Below are 20,621 nucleotides of genomic sequence, written 5' to 3'. Positions count from 1 at the left end.
TGCCCCCCCCCCCACGGGGGCTGTTTCGCCTTGGGGCGGCCCTGCGACGAAACGTCGTCCCCACGCTCCGCCGCTGCGCGGGTCGCTGCGGTCGCTGCGCCACAATCGCAGCCCTATGCAAGCACTGCGTCTTTATGCCGGCCCCGTCGCCCGGCGCCACATCCAGCAGCAGGGTCTGCGCCCGCAGGACGTGGGCATCGTCCCCGCCGCGGCGGGGGGCCCCAAGGGGCTGATCCTCGGTCCGCTGGACCGCTTCATTTTTGGGCACTGGTTGCCACAGTCCGACCAGGCGGTGGATCTGGTGGGCGCCTCCATCGGGGCCTGGCGCATGGCCACGGCCTGCCTGAACCAGAGCGAAGCCGCTTTCGAACGGCTGGAGCGCGACTACATCGCCCAGCACTACGAGCTGCCGCCGGGGCAGAAGCGCCCGTCGGCCACGCAGGTGAGCGAACAGTTCGGCCAGAACCTGCAGCGCTTCTACGGTGGGCGCATCGGCGAAGTGCTGCACCACCCGCGCTACCGGCTGCACATCGTCACCTCGCACGGGCGGCACATTCTGGGGCGCGAGGGCGCCGTGCGCACGCCACTGGGCTACGCCGGCGCGTTTGCGGCCAACGCGCTGCACCGCAAGGCACTGGGCGCCTGGCTGGACCGCGTGGTGTTTTCATCCCCCGGTGCCGCGGACCTGCCGTTCGCCACGTCCGACTTTCGCACCCGGCGTGTGGCCCTGTCTGACGCCAACTTCATGGACGCGCTGCAGGCCAGTTGCTCGATTCCGTTTGTGCTGCGCCCGGTGCACGGCATTGCCGGCGCGCCACCCGGCGTCTACTGGGACGGCGGCATCACCGATTACCACATGCACCTGCGCTACCAGCCCGCGGCCGCGTCCCCGGTCGTGCTCTACCCGCACTTTCAAAAGGCGGTGGTGCCCGGCTGGCTGGACAAGGTCTGGAAGCACCGTCACCGCGCCACGCCGGCGCTGGACAGCATGCTGGTGCTGGCGCCCGACCCGGACTGGGTCAGGACCCTGCCCAACGCCAAGCTGCCCGACCGCAACGACTTCACCCACTACGGCCCCAACCTGGCCGCGCGCATGCAGGCGTGGAACGCCGCAGTGGGCGCCAGCCGGCAGCTGGCCGACGAGTTTGCGCAGTGGCTGGAGCGGCCGGACCCGGGACGGATCGAGGCGCTCTGAGCGTCAGCGGGTGGCCAGCGCCACCCGCTTGCGGCGGAACAGGCCACCGACCATGAACGCGCCCAAGGGCACGATGGCGGCCAGCAGCAGTTGGGTGGTTTCGCCCGCGGTCCACAGGCCACGGCCCTGCGCCGCCAGCACCAGCCCGACATAGACCAGGAAGGCCCCGCCATGGATGGGGCCGATCACGGAGACGAATTCGGGCAGGCCGGCCAGCCGCTTGAGCGGCACGGCCACGCCCACCAGCAGGAGCAAGGTGGCGCCTTCGGCCAGCGAGGCCCAGCGCAGGCGGGTGAGGGTGTTGAGGGAGGCGGACATGGCAGGCGGGGCGCCGCAGCGCCCGTGGGCAAAGGGCGCGAGTGTGGCACGGCCGCCGGGGCCACGGCCATGCGTTCGGTCAAGGTCCCGCGAGCGCCGCCGCGCTCACATCGACGCGTCGAGCATCGCGCGGTAGTCGTCCACGCTGGCGATGCGCGGGTTGGTCTTGTGGCAGTGGTCGGCCAGCGCGCCTTCGATGACCTTGTCGAACAGGTCGGGCGTCACGCCCATGGCGGCCAGCCCGCTGGGCAGGCCCAGGCGGGCGTTCATGTCGCGGATGGCTGGGCCCAGATCGGCCGCGCTGCCCAGCCCCATGGCCTGCGCCATGCGCTCCAGGCGGCGGTCTTTCTGCACGCTTTCGGCGCTGGCGTTGAAGGCGATGACGGCGGGCAGGAACATGGCGTTGAGCGTGCCGTGGTGCAGGCGCGGGTTCACGCCGCCCAGGCTGTGGCTCAGGCTGTGCACGCAGCCCAGGCCCTTCTGGAAGGCCATGGCGCCCTGCATGCTGGCGCTCATCATGTTCAGGCGGGCCTCGCGGTCCTGTCCGTGGGTGGTGGCGCGTTCGATGTGGGCCCAGCCGCGCTGCAGACCGTCGAGCGCGATGCCATCGGCCGGCGGGTTGAAGGGCGCGGCCATGAAGGTTTCCATGCAGTGGGCAATGGCGTCCATGCCAGTGGCCGCGGTCAGCAGCGGCGGCAGGCCCAGCGTCAGCTCGGGGTCGAGCAGGGCGGTCTTGGGCACCAGGTGCCAGCTGTGAAAGCCCAGCTTGCGGCCGTCGTCCACGATGACGATGGCGCCGCGTGCCACCTCGCTGCCGGTGCCGGCCGTGGTGGGAATGGCGATCAGCGGCGGCACGGCGGGCGTGATCTTGGGCGAGCCGCCTTCGATGGTGGCGTAGGTCTTGAGCGGGCCTTCGTGCGTGGCGGCGATGGCCACGCCCTTGGCGCAGTCGATCGCGCTGCCCCCGCCGAGCGCGATCAGGCCGTCGCAGCCTTGCGCTTTGTAAATGGCCACGGCCGCGCGCACGGCGGCTTCGGTCGGGTTGCTGGGCGTCTGGTCGAACACCGCGGACTGCCAGCCGGGCAGGGCGGCCAGGGCCTTGTCGAGCAGGCCCACGGCCTTGACCCCGGCATCGGTCACGATCAGCGGGCGGCGGATGCCGGCGCGTTCACACTCGGCCGGCAGTTGGGCCAATGCGCCGAAGTCGATCAGGATGTTGGTGATGTACAGGATCTGCGCCATGGCTTGTCTCGCTCGTTGGGGGGAATGGCGAAAACTATACGGGCGCGGGGCTTGCGGACCAAGGTCGCGCAGCGGGCAGCGGGTCGCACAAAAGACAGCCACAATGCCGGCCCATGTCCTCGCACCACCCGAACCCCCGAGCCCTCCTGAGCCCCGCCATGCGCGGCGTGCTCGACCGCATCGAACGTGCCGGCCACGTGCCCATGCACGCGCTGTCGCCCGCGCAGGCGCGGCTGGCGTACGAAGCGGGGGCCGGCGTGCTGGACATCCCGCCCCACAAACTGCCCCGCGTGGAAGACCGGAGCTTTGCGGCCCGTGACGGCCACACGCTCAAGGCCCGGCTGTTCGCCCCGGCGTCGGATCACCCCTTGCCGGTGCTGCTGTACTTCCACGGCGGCGGCTTCACCATCGGCAGCGTCGCCACCCACGAACCGCTGTGCCGCCACCTGGCGCACCTGGCCCATTGCGCCGTGGTGTCGGTGGACTACCGGCTGGCGCCGGAATGGAAGTTTCCGACGGCGGTGCACGATGCCTGGGACAGCCTGGCCTGGCTCCGCGAGAACGCTGCGGCCTTGAAGCTGGATGGGTCAAAAATCGCGGTCGGCGGCGACAGCGCGGGCGGCACACTCGCATCGGTCACCGCCATCAGCGCCCGAGACGCGGGCTGGCCGCTGATGCTGCAACTGCTGTTCTACCCCGGCACGGCGGGCCACCAGAACACCCCCAGCCACAAGACCTTCGCCAAAGGCTTCTTGCTCGAAGAAGCGCACGTGAACTACTTCTTCAACCACTACCTGAGCGGCCCGCAAGACCGCAACGACTGGCGCTTTGCCCCGCTGGACGGCGTGGACGCCTCAGGCCATGTGCGCGACCTGGAAGGCGTCGCCCCGGCCTGGATCGGCCTGGCCGAATGCGACCCGCTGGTGGACGAAGGCGTGGCCTACGCCGACCGCCTGCGCATGGCGGGCGTGCCGGTGGACCTGGAGATCTACCCGGGCGTGGTGCACGGGTTCATCCAGTTCGGGCGGGCCATTGCGCCAGCGCAGACCTGTCACAACGATGCGGCCCGGGCCCTGCGCGAAGCGTTCGTTTGACGCTGTGCTGATCGGCTGCGCCTGGCCGGTGGGTGCGTGTGGCCTCAGGGCACCAGGTTGCAGCCGTCAAAGAAAGCCGTCTTGAACGACGTGCCCAGAAAGCTCACACCCTTGCCGGTGAGTTGCTTGGCATTGACCTGATCGCCCTGGCATTCGGCGAGCTTGATGTCATGCCAGTGGCCTTGCTCGAATACCACGTCCTGGAATGCGCACCGGCTGAACACGGAGCTGCTCAGGTGGGAGCGGGGGAACTTGCAGCGCGTGAAGGTGCAGGTCTGGAACTGACTGCCACTAATGCTCGCCTGGCTGAAATCGCAGTCGATGAACTGGCAGCCTAAGAACCGGCTGGCGCTGATCTGCGCCAGTTCAAAGTTGATCTGCGTGAACCCTGAGCCGGTGAACGTGGTGTCAGAAATGGTGATGAGCCCCAGATCCAGCCCGGTGTAGCTGCTGGCATCGCTCATGCCGGCCACACCGGCCTGCGCGCCACCAGCGCCTTGGCGCCATAGGGCGTGGTCTTGGATCAGAATTTTTGCTGGCATGCGCTTGACTGTGTTCTATGGGCTATTTCATTAAAACTCATGAATCAGTTTAACTTTGCATTGCAATGTCTGCATTTGGTTTGATTTAGGCTTCGAAGTATCTCAAGTGAAGATGATCCGATTTCTGGGGCTATGGCGGATTTGCAGTTAATGCAGCACACCTTCTTTGCTTGCCAACTCCAGAAAATCAGATTAACCGCCAGCAATAGCAGGAACGCCTCATGAATATAAAGACTTAAGTAAATAAAAATAAATCCCGTTAAAAAGAAAAGAAGAAATATAAGTCGGTATTTTTTGAGTGGAGGCATATGACTACCCTTATGGTTTCCCCAGGTACTTATCAAACATTCTTCCTAGAGCTTCGCTTGCACTCCATGCGCCCGTGTCTGAATAGGTCATGGATCCGCCTAGTTTTGCGCCTCCACCAATAGTTGCACCAAGCAATTCATTCTTATCTGTGGTCATCGCGGTTCCACAAAGGAGTGGTGCGGCGACATTAAAATTCTTGGTGACACCACGAATAGTATTGACATCACCTTTAATTAAACCCACCTGTCCGGAGAGCCCCGGACTCTGTGCTCCGACTGATAGCCCGCCTTGAGAGTAGAACCCAAAATCGACTCTGCCCTTGTAGAGCGTAAGAAAGGCTCCAAGATTACCTTCAGCTCCTACACCGGGAACCCAAGATCCTCCCACTTGGCCCACAAAGCTAACCAAGCCCAATGGGTCAATATGGTTGACTGGGCTCCCGCTCGCATAGGAAAATAAATTTGAATCTCCATTTAATCCTATTGGGTCTTTGCTCAAGTAATTCCCGGATTGCGGATCGAAATATCGATTCAGATTGTAGTGAAGATTGACTTCGCCATCAAGGTACTGCCCCTGGAATTGAATTTTTTGCTTCAACTGCAGTTCATGCGTCTTTATGTTGCCTGAATTTGAATCCAATTTATTGAGTTGGCCGAATGCTTTTAATTCTGCCGCCCATATTTTCAAGCCATTTCCATCTGTTATCTCTTGCGGCGTGCCCAGATGGTCGCATTGAACAAAGTGGGGTTGAGCTGTTAGGGGGTTCCAGGACTGCTTTTGAATCTGCACCGCTGGCACAAAGCCGCCGATTTCGTACAGGTTATGGATCAATCCTGTGTGTTCCGTGATCTCTAGGCTAAGCAGGTCACCCTCCCAGCTGAAAATGGTCTGCCCATACCCCAGTGAAGCATCAGCCCGTTGCTGCTCCTGCGCATCGCGGAACGTGCCGTTGACATGCACCGTCTTGCCCAGGCGTCGCCCCAGCGGGTCGTACTGGTACTGGGCCTGCAGCGTTCGCGTCCTCACGCCGGCCAGACGCCCGAACACGTTCCAGCGGTATTCGGTGTCCCAGACGCCGTTTCGCTCGCCTTTTGTGACGCCTTTGCCGATGCGCTGGCCACGCGCGTCGTACTGGTAGTGCACGGTCTGTTCGGTGCCGTCGGCGTCCTTCTGCACGAACGAGGGCAAGCGGTTGTCGACCACGCGTTGCAGGTATTTCAGTTCGTGGTCGTTGGGTTTGGCGCTGTTGCCCAGCAGGTTGCCCGCTGGGTCGAAGGCGAACTGTTCGAGCAGCGACAGGGCATTGGGCGCCTGTACGCCGTCCAGCGGCAGTCCGTGGTGCGCCCGCACCAAGCGGCCCGTTTCGTCGTAGCGGTATTCGGTGCGCCCGCGCAACTGGTCGTCGATAGCCCCGAGTAGGCCGGCCGCGTCGTAGCTGTAGCGGCGATGGATCAGCGGTTTGGCGACCGATGCACCGTTGCCGTGCAGGTGCGCTTCGCCCGCTGCGCTGCGCATGGTGGTGACTGTCTGTTCCAGCATGCGGCCGACAGGGTCGAGCTTGAGGGTCTGCTGCAGGCCATTGCCTTGCGTGCGGCGGATGGCGCGGTGCAGGTCGTCGCGTTCGTAGCCCAGCAGTTCGATGCGTTCAGGTGTTTCGTTGCCTTGCTGTGGCCGTTCCCAGACCAGTCCGTGCACGTGGCCGCTGCCGTAGACCAGCCAGTGCAGCTTCTCGCCATCGGGCCGGGTGGTGCAGATGCGGTTGCCCAGTTCGTCGTACTCATGGCGCCAGACCATGCTCAGGCCGTTGCGCAGGAAGTCGTAATGGCAGACTTCCTGGCTCAGGTTGCCCACCTCGTCGTACAGGAACTGCACCCGGCTGTCGGCGTTCTTGGCCCAGGTCATGCGGCCCAGTGCGTCGTACTGGAAGTGTTCGCTCAGGCTGCTGCTGAGTACCGGTTGGCCCTTGTCGTCGATCTCGCTGGCGCTGCGCTGGGTCATGCGGCCATCGGCGTCGTACCCGTAGGTGGTCGTCAGCCCAACGGTATGGGACGCGATCAGTCGGCCTTTGTCGTACTGGTAGCGGGTTTCCTGGCCATCGAAGTCGGTCTCTTGCGTCAGCCGCCCGGCGGCGTCGTAGGTGAAGTGGTAGCGGGCCTGGTTTTCGTTGACCAGCGTGGTCAGGCGGCCGTTCTTGTCCCATTCGAAGCGCAGACTGTTGCCCAGGGCGTTGCGTTGCTCGATGAGCTGGCCGGATGGGCCGTAGCGGTGTTCGGTGCTGTGGCCGTTGGGATCGGTTTGTCTGATCAGGCGGCCTTCGGCATCGCGCTCGTAGGTCACGCACCCTCCGTCGGGGTGGGTGATGGCGCTGACCTGGCCTCGGTCATAGGTGTAAAGGGTCTGGCCACCAGCGGCGTCGGTCACGCTTTGCAGCCGCCCGGCATCGTCGTATGCCATGCGGGTGGTCTTGCCCGAGCAATCGGTGTGGCTGGCCCGCTGGCCTTGGTCGGTGTAGGCAAAGGTCTTGCGCCCGCCCTTGGCGTCGATCAGCGCGCCCAGTTGGCCCTTGGTGTCGTATTCGTAGCGGGTGACCCGGCCCAGCGGGTCGGTGCTGCTCACCATCAGGCCTTGCTGGTTGTACTCACGCCGCCAGAGTCGGCCCAGCGCATCTTCCAGCAAGGTCAGCCGGCCTTGTGCGTCAAAGTGCTGGCGGGTGCGGGTGCCGCCGGGCGATGTCTTGCCGATCAGGCGCCCGCCTTCGTCGAACTGCTGGCGCACGATGGCGCCGTCCACCTGGTGGTGTTCGACCACGTTGTGGGCGCGGTCGCGCACAAAGCGTTCCGTGCTGCCGTCGGGGTGAACGATGCGCTGGGTGAAGCCCAGGCGGTCAAAGACGTAGGTGGTGTCATGGCCCAGGGCGTCGACCGCTTTGACGGTTCCCGTGCCTTCGGTCCAGGCGATGGTGGCGGCAAAGCTGCCGTCGTCGGCCCATTCGCGCACCGCGCGCGGCAGCCCGTGCGGGGGCAGGGGGCCGCTGTATTCCAGGTTCATGCCGCACCCGGTGCGGTCGGTGTAGCGGGTGAGCAGGTGGTCCTGGTAGCCGTAGTGCCACGCGTTGTCCAGCGCAGCCTTGATCGTTTCGGCTCCTTCAGCGCTGTCCAGTCCCTCTGCCGTGAGCGTGGGCACGTGGTCTTCGCTCAACGCCCAGATCAGGTCGCCGTGTTCGCCATGGCCGTAGCAGGCCAGGCAACGCGTCAGCTCGGTGGCCTTGTGCTGGTCATGGGGCAGGTCACCGATCAGGCCCAGCAGCTGGGCGCTCATGCTGTCCACGCCGGGGGTCAGGTCGTCCTGCGGGTTGGCGTCGGATGCGGTGGACGCGTCCACCTGCACCTGCCAGAGCGAGCCGATCTTGCCCCGGGCGTTGTAGCGCAGGCGCACATGGGCCAGGGGCCGGGCGCTGGCGCCCTGACCCTGGAAGCTGATGACGTCGCTCAGGTGATCGCCATTCGCCTCGGCCGACGCGAGCGGTCTGGGCCAGACCGCGTCCATAGCGGCGATCACGCCATCGGCCGGCGCTTCGTCTAGCTCGGGCGCGGCGTAATACAACTGCATGAGCTTGCCGGCCGACTCCTCCAGCCGAACCAGTCGCCAGCGGTGGGCGGTCGGCGCGTCCGTTGCGGTGTCCATGGCCGGCAACGCCGCACGTTCGTAGGTTTCCCGCCAGTCCGGTCCCATGGCGATCTGCAGCAGATCGGCCGACAGGCGCTTGAGAGTGAGCTTCTCGACGGCATCAAAGTACTCGGCGCCCACGCTGGGCAGGGGCAGGTCGTGGCTGCGGCCGTCCGCCGCGTGGTAGCGCAGCACCAGCAGGTGCTGAATGGCTGGATCGGTGGCAATGGCCTGGCTCGGGTCGATTGGGGCGATGCGCGTGGTGTACCGGTTGGTCCAGCGGGCACCCAGGGTCGCATCGTCGTTGGCCACGTGGGTGGAGCAGTAGGTGCGGCTCCAGGTCAGTGGCATGGGGGCGGGCAGCGAAAAGTCGGTGTGCGTGATGCGCTCTGCTCCGGTCGAGAAAGAGATGCTGCCGCAAGTACTTTGGCTGTTCGCGGATTCCTTTGTGCACATCTGGCCACTGCCGCTCCTGCCGTCCGAGTCGGCTCCCTCGCCTCCCTTGGAGGCGGGCCCCACCATGCTGTGGCTGGCCGCGAATTCGATCCACTGCCCGGTGGTCACGTGACCGATACAGTTGGCGTTCCAGGTGCTGGCGCTGCCCCCGCCGTTGACCGTGACCTCGGTGCCCGTCAAGGTGATCGTGCCGTCGGACTTCATGGTCAGCGACGACGCTCCGCAACTGATGCTGTAGGTATCTCCCACCGTCAGCGTCATCTTCTCGCCGGCGCTCTGGCTCCAGTTCATGCCGGCCGAATCGCTTCGGTACAGGCCCACGCTGGAGGTGCCGACCATGCCGGTGCTCTGCATGTGCATCAGCCCCACGTTCTGCATGTGCAGCAGGCCGATGGTTTCGGTGCGCATCTTGCCCACCGAGTTGGACTGCTTCTTGCCCACACTCGTGCTCTGGCTCACCCCCACCGAGGTGCTGTCGCTCACACCCACACTCAGGCTGCGCGCTACGCCAACGCTCACGCTCTCATTGACGCCCACCGATTCTCTGCGGTTGACGCCCACGTGGATGGTTTCATTGACGCCAACCGATTCGGTGCGGTTGTTGCCGATGTTGATGCTCTCGTCAACCCCCACGCTTTCGCTGCGGTTGTTGCCGACGCTCACCGTTTCGTTGTTCCCGATGCTTTTGCTGCGGTCCACGCCCACGCTGTGGTTTTCGCAGTGCTCGACCTCGATGCGCTGGTCCTTCTCGGCGTGCAGCCAGACTTCTTCCTGGCCTTTCTTGTCCTCAAAGCGCAGCGCGTTCGCGTTGTCATAACCGCCGCCCTGGCTGGAGCGGCTGAGCAAGCCAGTCTGGGTCTTGTTGGCCGGCAGGTCCCAGGGCGGCATGTTGTCCTGGTTGTAGACGCGGCCGGTGATCAGCGGGCGGTCCGGGTTGCCGTCGAGGAATTGCACCAGCACTTCTTGCCCGATGCGCGGGATGGCGACGAAGCCGAAGTTGCTGCCCGCCCAGGTCGAGGCCACCCGCACCCAGGCGGAGGATTTTTCGTTGTAGGCGCCTTCGCGGTCCCAGTGGAACTGCACGCGCACGCGGCCGTACTCGTCGGTGTGGATCTCTTCGCCCGCCGGGCCCACCACCAGCGCGGTCTGCAGGCCGTAGATCTTGGGTTCGGTGCTGGAAAAGCCGCGCCCCGGGTGCCACGGGATCTTCTTGCGCAGGCAGCGCAGCTGGTGGCTGTATTCGGACGGCGTGGCCGCACCCGCCGCGTAGTTGTTGCTGGCCAGGTGGTGAACTTCCGTGATCAGGAAGTCGGCCTCGTCCTCGCCCTGGTCCAGCAGCGAAAAATCCCGATGCCCGGTCAGCCTGAACATGCGGCCCGGTTGCACCCGGTCGTCGTCGCCCGAGCCTTCAAAGTGCTTGGCCGCCGCCTCGATCTCCTGCATGCGCAGGCGCACGAAGTCGTCGCCGTCGATCTCGTCCTTGACGCCATAGGCGCCGGCGTACTCGTACACCTCCAGCGCACTGGTCAGGGTCGGGGGCAGGCCCTGTTCGTTCAGGGTGGGCAGGTCGGCCTTCAGCGGGTTCGGTCGCTTGAAATCGAAACTGCTGGCCGCGTATTGGGTCGACGCGATCTGCCGCACCGGCGCGAAGTTGAGCATGCCGGCTTTGCGCACACCGTTGTCGCCCTGCCAGGCGATGTCGCAACCGCTGCCATCGATGGGGTCGCAGGCCGTGCTGTCACCGCTGAGCACCAGGGTGTGACCGTCTTTGCGGTGTTCGTACCCGTAGTGCCAGCCCATCGCCTCCCAGCGGCGGTGCAGGTAGTTGTGATCGCTCTCGTCGAACTGGCAGGCGTCGGTCATCACCGGGTCGGCGCCCAGGTCACGCACCCGCCAGTCGGCCTGCACATAGTCCCCGAAGATCAGGGCGGTCTGTTCTTCCACCGTTTTGCCGTGGAAGAGGTAGTTGTCCTGGCGATAGCGCAGAAACGCCATCCACGGGCGCAGCTCGGCCTGGTAATAGGTGAAACCGGCGTCGTTTTTGATGAAACGGAAGTCGAAGACGTAACCGTTGAACCAGCGCTGGCCGCCGTCGGTTCGGGCCAGTTCGATGCTCATCATCTTGCCCAGCACGTCCTTGAGCGGAATGTCCGAGCGGTCGGACAGGATCTCCACCGTGTAGCGGAAGTCGCGGCTCAGGCCTTCGTGCGCGTCGAGCTTGTTGGCGACCAGCAATGTGGCCGCCGGGCCATCGTCCTTGGGGAAGGACAGTTTCAGGATGCGCCGTGCCTGGCGCTGGTCATTGATAAGGGCGTGCAGCGACTGCACGGCCTCGCGGATGCTGCCCATGTGTGTTCCTCCCTGTTCCGCGATCGGATGGGCGCCGCCCATGCGGAGCCCAAACGTCGGCATCAGTAATTCGTTGGTGTTAATTTATCACGTGATCTGAAGCGGTGGCATGCTCTGGCCCGATCCCCCCATCACCAGGACACCCAAGATGACGCACAACCGCGCCGACTTCCGCTTCTTTCACCGCCTGCGCGTGCGCTGGGCCGAGGTGGACATGCAGAAGATCGTCTTCAACGCCCACTACCTCATGTACTTCGACACCGCCATCGCCGACTACTGGCGGGCACTGGCGCTGCCGTACCAGGAAGCCATGGACAGCCTGGAGGGCGACCTGTACGTGGTCAAGGCGACGGTGGAGTTCCACGCCTCGGCGCGGGTGGACGACCAGATCGAGGTGGCCATGAAGTGCAGCCGCATCGGCACCTCGTCCATGACCTTCACCGGTGCCATCTTCCGCGGCGATCAGCACCTGATTTCGGGCGAGATCGTCTATGTGTTCGCCGATCCGGCCACCCAGACCTCCAAACCCGTGCCGCAGGCGCTGCGCGAGGTGCTGCTGGGCTACGAAGCGGGCGAGGCGATGGTGGACATGAAGGTCGGCCGCTGGACCGGGCTGGGCGCCGACGCCCGGCGCATCCGCGCCGAGGTGTTCGTGCAGGAGCAGGGCATCCCCAAAGACCTGGAGCAGGACGCGGCCGATGAGCAGGCGCTGCACGCCGTGGCCTACAACCGCCTGGGCCAGGCCGTGGCCACCGGGCGCCTGCTGCCCGCCCAGGCCGGTCGCGCGCAGGTCGGCCGGCTGGCGGTGCACCGCGTGTTGCGGGGCGGCGGGGTGGGGCGGCAGTTGCTGCTGGCCCTGACCGAGGCCGCCCGCGCCCGTGGCGACCGCGAGCTGATGCTGCACGCCCAGCGCAGCGCCGAAGGCTTCTACGACCGCCTGGGCTGGCAACGCCGGGGCGAGCCGTTCGTGGAGGCGGGCGTGAGCCATGTGGAGATGGTCACGGTGCTGTGACCGCCGTGCCGCGCAGTGGCCGGCGAGCCGCTTCAGTCAAGCGACAATAGCGGTCTTTTGTACTCGCCATGTCGGCGAGTACCCCTGGCCGTGAGCACCGCGCACCCGGCCCCCGTTGCTGTCCGCCGACCCGCTCTCCCATGGCCAAGAAAAAGCGCAATGCACCGCCCGCTGGCGGCGCAACCCCCACCCCCCGTCCGGCCCCTGTTGCACCGCCACCCGCGGCCAGACAGACCGTGCGCAGTCCGGCCGCACCCGCGCGCGCAGCCAGCCTGCCCCTGCCCACCGAGGTGCTCAAGGGCGACTGGACCGTGGCCCTGCTGGCGCTGATGATGTTCCTGGCGCCGGCCCTGGGCGTGCCCAACGAACTGATGCTGCAGGACACGCTCAAGTCCATCGTCGTGTCGTTCGCCGTGCTGGCCGCCGCGCTGTTCTTCTTCTGGAACCAGCGCAACCGCGACACGGCCCTGCGCTGGCACGCCCTGGTCTGGCTGCCCCTGATGCTGACGCTGTACGCGCTGGGCAGCATGGTCTGGTCGCACACCTACCTGGCCGGGGTGGAAGCCATCCGCTGGTTCATCTTCACGCTCATCGTCTGGCTGGGCCTGAACACGCTGGACCGCGAACGCATGCCCCTGCTGGCCTGGGGCATCCATACCGGCGCCTTCGTCGCGGCGCTCTGGACTGCGCTGCAGTTCTGGACCGACATGGCCTTCTTCCCGCAAGGGCCCAACCCGGCGTCCACCTTCGTCAACCGCAACTTCTTCGCCGAGTTCCTGGTCTGCACGCTGCCGTTCTCGGTCTGGCTGCTGGTGCGCGCCCGCAACAGCGCCACGGTGGCGCTGCTGGCGTTTTCGCTGGGCTTCAACCTGGTGGCCATGTTCATGACCGGCACGCGCTCGGCGCTGCTGGCACTGCTGGCGCTGGCGGTGGTCACACCGGTCGTCCTGTGGCGCTTTCGCGGGCAGCTGGCTTTCAAAAGCTGGGATTCGGGCACGCGCATCCTGGCGGCCGGGGTGTTGCTCATCAGCGTGCTGGGGCTGGGCCTCATCAACACCGGCAACGCCAAGCTGATTGAAGAGCACGTGGTCGAAGGCAAGGGCATGAACGCACTGGAACGCAGTTTCCTGCGCGCCAAGTCGATGACGCAGACCGAGGAATACACCGAGCGCTCGTTCTCGGTGCGCTGGGTCATGTGGAAGGCCACCGGCCGCATCATCCAGCAGCGCCCGCTGACCGGCGTGGGCGCCGGCGCCTGGGAAGTGGACATCCCGCTCTACCAGGACGAAGGCTCGCAGCTGGAAACCGACTACTACGTGCACAACGAAATCCTGCAGCTGCTGGCCGAGTACGGGCTGGTGGGCTGGATCTTCCTGCTGGCGCTGGTGGCCTACCTGCTGCGCGCCACCTGGCGCACCTGGTGGCTCAAGGGGCCCGATGAGCAGGAAGAAGGGCTGTTGCGCGCGGTCACGCTGGCCGGGCTGATGGCTTTCCTGATCGTCAGCAACGCGGGCTTCCCCTGGCGCATGGCCAGCACTGGCGCATTGTTTGCCTTGTTCCTGGCCATCCTGGCCGCGTCGGATGCGCGCCTGGCGCAGCGCGGTTGGACCGCGGCCACGCGGCTGCCGTGGAAGCCGGTGTTTTCGCAGGTGGCGGCGGTCACCGCCGTGGGCTGCCTGGCGCTGGCGAGCTTCATCACCCAGCAGGCCGCGGCCAGCGAAAGCCTGATCGTGCGCGCCACCAAGCTGGCCCTGCTGGTCAGCCAGTCGGGCGACTACAACAACCCCAAGTGGATTCCGCAACGCGACGAGATGCTCGGCCTGATCGAGGAGGGTATCGCGATCAACCCGCACTACCGCAAGATCACGCCCATGGTGGCCGACGAGCTGGCCAAGTGGGGCGACTGGAAGAACGCGGTCTGGGTCTGGGAGTCGGTGCTGGGCTCGCGCCCGTACGTGGCCGCCATCATGACCAACGTGGCGCGCGGCTACGCCCAGATGGGCGAGCCGGACAAGGCCATGGCCATGCTCGAACGCGCCAAGAAAATCCAGCGCAGCGCGCCCTCGGTGCGCTCGCTGGAGGTGATCCTGCTCAGCCGCAACGGCAACGAGGCCAAGGCACTGGCGATCGCCCGTGAGGACATCAACGCCGGCAAGTACGACTACGACATGGTCAACACCGGCTTCGTGCTGGCCATGCGGGCCCAGGACTGGGACCTGGCGATCAAGTCCGTCGAACTGCGCACCAAGGGTTGGCCGGACACCCGGGCCGACGGCGACGCCAAGATCGGCAACGCCTGGATCGGCAAAGGCAATGTGAACAAGGCGCTGGAGCACTTCCGCGCCGCCCTGGCCGCCACGCCGGCGGGGCAACGCCAGACCATGCTCAACGGCATTCCGCAGGGCCTGTGGCCGCAGCTGCAGAAGTGATCTGACCCGACCACGCCCCGCCACTGACGCGGGGCGATTCCCGCGCGGTGGTCACAAACTCAGGTGATGGCGGGCGGGGGCTGAGGGGCTCCAGCCGGAGGGTGTGTGGGTCCATTCGTGCAACTCGGCACGGTGACCGACTGCTCCTGCCTGCACCCGCATGACGAGGCTGCTGCGGGTGCCGTAGCCGCGCTCTGGCGCCCGCACGAAGGGGCTGGACAAGGCGCGCTCCCAGTCCGGCGGTACACCGGTGGCGGGCAGGGCGTCGGGAGCCAGCAGCTTATCATCGGCCAGCGCGGCCCGCAGCGGCGGCAGCCAGGCGGCTTCGGTGTCCAGGGATTCCAAGGCCCTGGACACGGCCGTTTTCAGGCGCTGCGTCTTGGGCCAGGGCGTGTCCAGCGCCGCGTTGGAGACACCGTAGATCCCCGGGGGCAGGTCCTGCCGGTGCAGCGCGGCAGCGGCGTGGTCGGTGTGCGGCGCCAACGGGTCCCGGTTGCACAGCCAGGTCCAGCCGCCGCCCCTCAGATCGCCCAGCACCAGGTTGAAGCCGCCGTAGGCGCCGGGGTCCAGGCCGGCGGCGAAGGCGTCCTCACTGGTGTCGCCCTGCAGCCAGCGGGTGGCCAGCTCGCCCCGGCTGCGCGCGCCGGGGCCGGGTTGCGCGCTGCGCACATTGGTCAGCAGGGCCACGCGGCCGGCTTCGCTGATGCCCAGCCAGGTGCCGCCGTCGCGCTGGTCGCGCCCGGCCCAGATGCCCACCGGGCTGTCGGGCCAGCGGTGCAGCGGCTGCGTCGGGCGGTCGAAAAATTCGTCCCGGTTGCCGGCCAGCAGCAGCGGACAGGCCGGGTGTGCGCCGATGGCGAAGGCGATCAGGCACATGGCGTTGGCCCGGGCGACCTCAGATGTCGTCGAGCAGCGGGTAGGGCAGGGGCAGCAGGCTCAGCGCCGGCCCGCTGGCGTTGCCCGCGTGCAGCGTGCCATCGGCGGCGGCCTGGGTCTGCATCGACACGATGGCGTTCCAGCCCCCGGCCGGGTTGGCGGCCGCGGCGGCCACGGTGCCGCAGGGCTGCTCGGCGTCGCTGCTGTGGAACACGTCCTGGCCCACCGACAGCGCCGCGTCGCTGGACACGAGGTAAGCCCGGCGCTTGAGCGTGCCGCGGAACTGGCTGCGCGCCACCACTTCCTGGCCGGGGTAGCAACCTTTCTTGAAGTTCACGCCGCCCACCGATTCGTAGTTCAGCATCTGGGGCACAAAGGCCTCGACGATGGGCTGGCTCACCGGCGCGATGGCGCTCATCACGTCCAGCCAGTCCCACTGGGCGGTTTCCTGCACGGGCAGGGCGGGGGCGGCCACGTCCGCCGGCGCCACCCAGAGCGCGCGGTCCCGGCCGGCGGCCGGGTACAGCACCACGGTCTGGCTGCCGTCGGCGCCATCGCTTTTGCTCCAGGGCCGGGCCGTTGTGTCGGTGCCGCTCAGGCCCCAGAGCTGAAAGGCCTCGGTGGCGTCGCTCAGCTTCACCTTGGCGCGCAGCACGAACATGCTCAGGCGCTTGAGCGTGGCGGGCAGCACGTCGCGGCCGCACACCAGCAGGATGTCGTCGTGCGCGCGCTTGAAGCCGACGAAGCTGGCCAGCAGGCGCCCCTTGGCCGAACAGAAGCCGGCCAGCCGCGCTTCGGACAGGCCCAGCAGCGAAAAGTCCTGGGTCAACTGACTGTGCAGAAACTTGGCCGCGTCTTCCCCCTGGGCGCGGATCACACCCAGCGAACGCAGCGCCGTGGCACTGGTGGTGGAGGTGTGGGCCGGGGCGGTGTGTGCGACGGTGTTCATGGTCGGGGCAGGGTGGGGTGAAAACGGGTGAGCGATTATCATGCCCGGCGTCTTTCTCCATTGCCGCAGAGGTGCATTTGCACCGTGGCAGCCTCCCTTTCACTTTCCCGTTGTGTCCCGCCATGCGCCTGTTCAAAACGCTGCTGCTCGCCCTGGTCGCCGCGGCTGTGCTGCTGGCGGCGGCGGGCGCGTGGTGGCTGCAGCGCCCGCTGGCCCTGCAGGCGGCCGACGGGGTTGAGCCGCCGCTGTCGGTGCAGATCGGCGCCGGCGTGTCGGCCCGTGGCGCCGCACAGGCCCTGGTCAGTGCCGGGGTGCAGACGCCGCCACTGCTGCTGTACGCCTGGTTCCGGCTGTCGGGCCAGTCGCGCGCCATCAAGGCCGGGTACTACGAACTCGAAGCCGGGCTGACCCCCCGCAGCCTGCTGGACAAGCTGGTCAAAGGTGAACAGGCGCTGCGCAGCCTGACCCTGCTCGAAGGCTGGAACTTCCGCGAGTTGCTGCAGGCGGTGCGCCGCTCGCCCGACCTGGCGCAGGACCTGGAGGGCCTGAGCGCGGCCGACATCATGGCCCGCATCGGCTACCCCGGCCGCCACCCGGAAGGGCGTTTCTTCCCCGACACCTACCGCATGGTGCGCGGCGCCAGCGCGGCCAGCGTGCTGCGCCAGGCCGCCCAGGCCATGGACCAGCGCCTGGCCCAGGCCTGGGCCCAGCGGGCCCCGGGCGCCGTGGTGAAAACGCCCGAGCAGGCGCTGATCCTGGCCAGCATCATCGAGAAGGAAACCGGCGTCGACAGCGACCGCGCCCTGGTCGGCGGTGTGTTCAACAACCGCCTGCGCATCGGCATGCGCCTGCAGACCGACCCCAGCGTGATCTACGGCCTGGGTGACCGCTTCGACGGCAACCTGCGCAAGGCTGACCTGCTGGCCGACACCCCCTACAACAGCTACACCCGCGCCGGCCTGCCGCCCACGCCGATCGCCATGCCGGGCTGGGCCTCGCTCATGGCCGCGGTGCAGCCGGCACAAACCCCCGCGCTGTACTTCGTGGCGCGCGGCGATGGCAGCAGCCACTTCAGCGGCAGCCTGGCCGAGCACAACGCTGCGGTGCAGCGCTACCAGCTCCAACGATGATGACCCCCATGACCGCTCCATCCACAGGCCTGTTCATCAGCTTCGAAGGCATCGACGGCGCCGGCAAGTCCACCCACATCGCCGGCCTGGCCAACGCCTTCAAGGCCCAGGGCCGCACGGTGACGTTGACGCGGGAGCCCGGCGGCACGCCGCTGGCCGAAAAGCTGCGCGCGCTGGTGCTGGGCGATGCCATGGACCCGCTGACCGAGTCGCTGCTGGTGTTCGCCGCACGACGCGACCACCTGGTCACGGTGATCGAACCGGCGCTGGCCCGCGGCGAGGTGGTGCTGTGCGACCGCTTCACCGACGCCACCTTTGCTTACCAGGGCGGGGGGCGTGGCTTTGATCTGGACACCCTGAGCACGCTCGAACGCTGGGTGCAGGGCGTGCCGGCGCTCGCCGACGGCGCGGTTCGCCAGCCCGACCTGACGATCTGGTTCGACCTGCCGGCCGCCACCGCGGCCGCCCGTCTGGCCGACGCCCGCGCGCCCGACCGCTTCGAGGCCCAGCCCGTGGCCTTCTTTGAACACGTGATCGCCGGCTACGCCGCCCGCGCGGCCGCCCAGCCGCAACGGTTTGCGCGCATCAACGCCGACCAGCCGCGCGAACAGGTCTGGCGGGGCGTGGTCCAGGCCCTGACGCAACGCGGCTGGCTGGCAGCCCTGGCGCAAGGCGGTGCCGCATGAGCCGCGCGCCCTGGATCCAGCGCCAGCTGACACCGCTGCTGGCCCAGCGCGGCCACGCCTGGCTGCTGCAAGGCCCGTCCGGCCTGGGCCAGTACGAGCTGGCCCTGTCGATGGCGCAGGCCTGGTTGTGCGAGCAGCCCACGGCCGACGGCCCCTGTGGTACCTGCGGCAGCTGCCACCTGATCCACAGCCACGCCCACCCCGACTTCGTGGTGCTCATGCCCGAGACCGTGATGCTGGACCTGGGCTGGCCGCTGCCCGAGGCCGCGCAGAAAGAGATCGACGACAAGAAACGCAAGCCCAGCAAGGACATCCGCGTCGAGGCCATGCGCGACACCGTGGCCTTCGCCCAGCGCACCAGTGCGCGCGGGCGCGGCCTGGCGGTGCTGGTGTACCCGGCCGAGCGCATGAACCACGTGACCGCCAATGCGCTGCTCAAGACGCTGGAAGAGCCGCCGGGCGACACGCGTTTCGTGCTGGCATGCGAGTCCACCCACCAGCTGCTGCCCACCATCCGCAGCCGCTGCCAGGGCCACGCCATGGTCTGGCCGACCGAAGACGAAGCACTGGACTGGCTGGTGCAGCAAGCCGCCGCGCGCGGTGCCACCGCCCCTACCCGGGAACAGGCGCGTGTCTGGTTGCAGGCCGCCGGCGGCCGCCCCAGCGACGCCCTGGCCTGGGGCGCCGGCGGGCTCAGCGCCAAGACCTGGACCGAACTGCCGGCCGCGCTGGCCCGGGGCGACTGGGCGGCCATGGGCGACTGGCCGGCGGCGCAACAGCTGGAAGTGCTGCAGAAGCTGTGCCACGACCTCATGGCGCACGCCGCTGGCGCTCCGACGCGTTACTTCCAGGCCGACCAGCTGCCACCCGCGCCGCGCATGGTGCTGCTGGCCGCCTGGTCCAAAGAACTGATGGCCGCCGCCCGGACGGTGGAACACCCCTTCAACGCGGGACTGATGCAGGAGGCCTGGGCCGCGCGGACCCGCCAGGTGCTGCGTGTGCGGGCGGCCCGACCCTGAGGCGGGCGTGCGGAAATACCGCCGCACGACGCCAGCCCCGATCTGAGGGGCTGACCGCCTGTTGTTGCCGGGCTTGCGGTCGACCTTTGCCGCTAAACTCGCGCGTCATGAGCACATCTCCCACTCCGTCGGCCGCGTCTGCGCGCCCGAGCGTGATCCAGCTCTCCATCAAGGAGAAGGCGGCGCTGTACGCCGCCTACATCCCGCTGTTCGCCGACGGGGGCATCTTCATCCCGTCCTCGCGCGACTACCGGTTGGGCGACGATGTGTACGTGCTGCTCAGTCTGCCCGACGACCCGCAGCGCTACCCGGTGGCCGGCAAGGTCGCCTGGGTCACACCGGCCAAGGCGCAGGGCGGGCGCACCCAGGGCGTGGGCATCCGCTTCCCGGCCGACGAAAAGTCGCGCCAGCTCAAGCTCAAGATCGAAGAGATCCTCGGCACGGCACTGGGGTCGGACAGACCCACACAGACCATCTGAACATTCGGCCCGCACGGCCAGGGCAGGGCGCCGCTGCCTTTATGCTCGGCAGATGTTCACCGATTCTCACTGCCACCTGAGTTTTCCCGAGCTGCGTGAGCAGCTGCCCAGCATCCTGGACGCCATGCAACAGGCGCGGGTGGACCGTGCCCTGTGCATCTGCACCACCCTGGAAGAATTCGACGATGTGCATGCCCTGGCGACCGACCACGCACAACTGTGGTCCACCGTCGGCGTGCACCCCGACAACGAGGGCGTGCGCGAACCCACCCTGGACGACCTGCTGAGCCGCGCCGCCTTGCCGCGCGTGGTGGGCATCGGCGAAACCGGGCTGGACTACTACCGCCTCAATGGCCGCAACGTGGCCGACATGGCCTGGCAGCGCGAGCGTTACCGCACCCACATCCAGGCGGGCCGCCAGACCGACCTGCCGCTGGTGATCCACACCCGCAGCGCGTCGGACGACACCCTGGCCATCCTGCGCGAAGCCGGAAGCCTGGGCAGCGGGGCCAACGCGGGCCTGCCCAGCTCGCGCGGCGTGTTCCACTGCTTCACCGAAACCGAGGCCGTCGCGCGCGCCGCGCTGGACCTGGGTTTCTACATTTCGTTCTCCGGCATCCTGACCTTTCGCAACGCGGCCGACTTGCGCGAGGTGGCGCGCTTCGTGCCGCTGGACCGCACCCTGATCGAAACCGACAGCCCGTACCTGGCGCCTGTTCCCTACCGCGGCAAGACCAACAACCCGTCGTACGTGCCCCACGTGGCGCAGCAGATCGCCGACATCAAAGGCGTACCGGTGGAAGCGGTGGCGCGGGCCACCAGTGCCAATGTGGATCAGTTGTTCACCCGCATGGTGGCTTGAGAAAACAT

15 protein-coding genes are annotated in these 20,621 nt (G+C 67.2%); 9 read left to right on the top strand and 6 right to left on the bottom strand.

From position 1 onward, the window contains the following. The first annotated feature begins 115 nt into the window (after window positions 1-115). Window positions 116-1,195 carry a patatin-like phospholipase family protein gene (locus tag RMP09_RS19030; protein ID WP_310567548.1) on the top strand — a complete coding sequence of 360 codons (1,080 nt, stop codon included), beginning with the start codon at window positions 116-118 and terminating at the stop codon, window positions 1,193-1,195. 3 nt (window positions 1,196-1,198) lie between these two features. On the opposite strand, the gene RMP09_RS19025 is transcribed toward RMP09_RS19030, so the two are convergent. After that, the gene (locus tag RMP09_RS19025) at window positions 1,199-1,513 is read right to left on the bottom strand and encodes a DUF3817 domain-containing protein (protein WP_310567547.1); all 315 of its coding nucleotides are present in this window, start codon (window positions 1,511-1,513) and stop codon (window positions 1,199-1,201) included. A gap of 105 nt (window positions 1,514-1,618) precedes the next feature. After that, on the bottom strand, window positions 1,619-2,755 hold the full coding sequence (locus RMP09_RS19020) for an iron-containing alcohol dehydrogenase (RefSeq protein ID WP_310567546.1): 1,137 nt from the start codon (window positions 2,753-2,755) through the stop codon (window positions 1,619-1,621). Window positions 2,756-2,868: 113 nt separating this feature from the next. Between RMP09_RS19020 and RMP09_RS19015 the strand changes: the two genes are divergently transcribed. Next, on the top strand, window positions 2,869-3,849 hold the full coding sequence (locus tag RMP09_RS19015) for an alpha/beta hydrolase (RefSeq protein WP_310567545.1): 981 nt from the start codon (window positions 2,869-2,871) through the stop codon (window positions 3,847-3,849). A gap of 44 nt (window positions 3,850-3,893) precedes the next feature. Here the strand turns inward: RMP09_RS19015 and RMP09_RS19010 are convergent, their stop codons facing one another. Further along, window positions 3,894-4,391, bottom strand: a complete 498-nt coding sequence (locus tag RMP09_RS19010; protein ID WP_310567544.1) for a pentapeptide repeat-containing protein — start codon at window positions 4,389-4,391, stop codon at window positions 3,894-3,896. A 318-nt stretch (window positions 4,392-4,709) separates the two neighbouring features. Then, window positions 4,710-11,171: a type VI secretion system tip protein TssI/VgrG gene (gene tssI / locus RMP09_RS19005; RefSeq protein ID WP_310567543.1), complete on the bottom strand. Its 6,462-nt coding sequence runs from the start codon at window positions 11,169-11,171 to the stop codon at window positions 4,710-4,712. Between the two features lie 148 nt (window positions 11,172-11,319). Here tssI and RMP09_RS19000 point away from each other — a divergent pair, with 148 nt between their 5' ends. Together RMP09_RS19000 and RMP09_RS18995 are read left to right on the top strand one after the other, a co-directional pair. Further along, entirely contained in the window at window positions 11,320-12,183 is an 864-nt protein-coding gene (locus RMP09_RS19000) for a YbgC/FadM family acyl-CoA thioesterase (RefSeq protein ID WP_310567542.1), read from the top strand. 236 nt (window positions 12,184-12,419) lie between these two features. Continuing rightward, window positions 12,420-14,612 (top strand): O-antigen ligase family protein, encoded by a 2,193-nt coding sequence (locus RMP09_RS18995; protein ID WP_310567541.1) that lies wholly within the window; start codon window positions 12,420-12,422, stop codon window positions 14,610-14,612. A 51-nt stretch (window positions 14,613-14,663) separates the two neighbouring features. On the opposite strand, the gene RMP09_RS18990 is transcribed toward RMP09_RS18995, so the two are convergent. Together RMP09_RS18990 and RMP09_RS18985 are read right to left on the bottom strand one after the other, a co-directional pair. Then, the gene (locus RMP09_RS18990) at window positions 14,664-15,488 is read right to left on the bottom strand and encodes an NRDE family protein (protein ID WP_310567540.1); all 825 of its coding nucleotides are present in this window, start codon (window positions 15,486-15,488) and stop codon (window positions 14,664-14,666) included. 19 nt (window positions 15,489-15,507) lie between these two features. After that, entirely contained in the window at window positions 15,508-16,437 is a 930-nt protein-coding gene (locus RMP09_RS18985; RefSeq protein ID WP_310567539.1) for a folate-binding protein, read from the bottom strand. A gap of 122 nt (window positions 16,438-16,559) precedes the next feature. Between RMP09_RS18985 and mltG the strand changes: the two genes are divergently transcribed. The 5 genes from mltG (at window position 16,560) to RMP09_RS18960 (ending at window position 20,613) form a co-directional block, all read left to right on the top strand. Then, on the top strand, window positions 16,560-17,567 hold the full coding sequence (mltG, locus tag RMP09_RS18980; protein ID WP_310567538.1) for an endolytic transglycosylase MltG: 1,008 nt from the start codon (window positions 16,560-16,562) through the stop codon (window positions 17,565-17,567). Between the two features lie 8 nt (window positions 17,568-17,575). Continuing rightward, window positions 17,576-18,253, top strand: coding sequence for a dTMP kinase (tmk, locus tag RMP09_RS18975; protein ID WP_310567537.1), 678 nt, complete (start codon window positions 17,576-17,578; stop codon window positions 18,251-18,253). Next, the gene (locus RMP09_RS18970; RefSeq protein WP_310567536.1) at window positions 18,250-19,272 is read left to right on the top strand and encodes a DNA polymerase III subunit; all 1,023 of its coding nucleotides are present in this window, start codon (window positions 18,250-18,252) and stop codon (window positions 19,270-19,272) included. Before tmk ends, RMP09_RS18970 begins: the two co-directional genes overlap by 4 nt. Window positions 19,273-19,379: 107 nt before the next feature. Continuing rightward, on the top strand, window positions 19,380-19,751 hold the full coding sequence (locus tag RMP09_RS18965; protein ID WP_310567535.1) for a PilZ domain-containing protein: 372 nt from the start codon (window positions 19,380-19,382) through the stop codon (window positions 19,749-19,751). A 52-nt stretch (window positions 19,752-19,803) separates the two neighbouring features. After that, on the top strand, window positions 19,804-20,613 hold the full coding sequence (locus RMP09_RS18960; RefSeq protein ID WP_310567534.1) for a TatD family hydrolase: 810 nt from the start codon (window positions 19,804-19,806) through the stop codon (window positions 20,611-20,613). Window positions 20,614-20,621: the final 8 nt, after the last annotated feature.

Origin of the sequence: Hydrogenophaga sp. (genome assembly GCF_031426985.1) — a bacterium.
Taxonomy (GTDB): Bacteria; Pseudomonadota; Gammaproteobacteria; order Burkholderiales; family Burkholderiaceae_C; genus Hydrogenophaga.
Note: the sequence above shows the minus strand (reverse complement) of the source record. Positions and strands in the feature narration are given on the sequence as shown.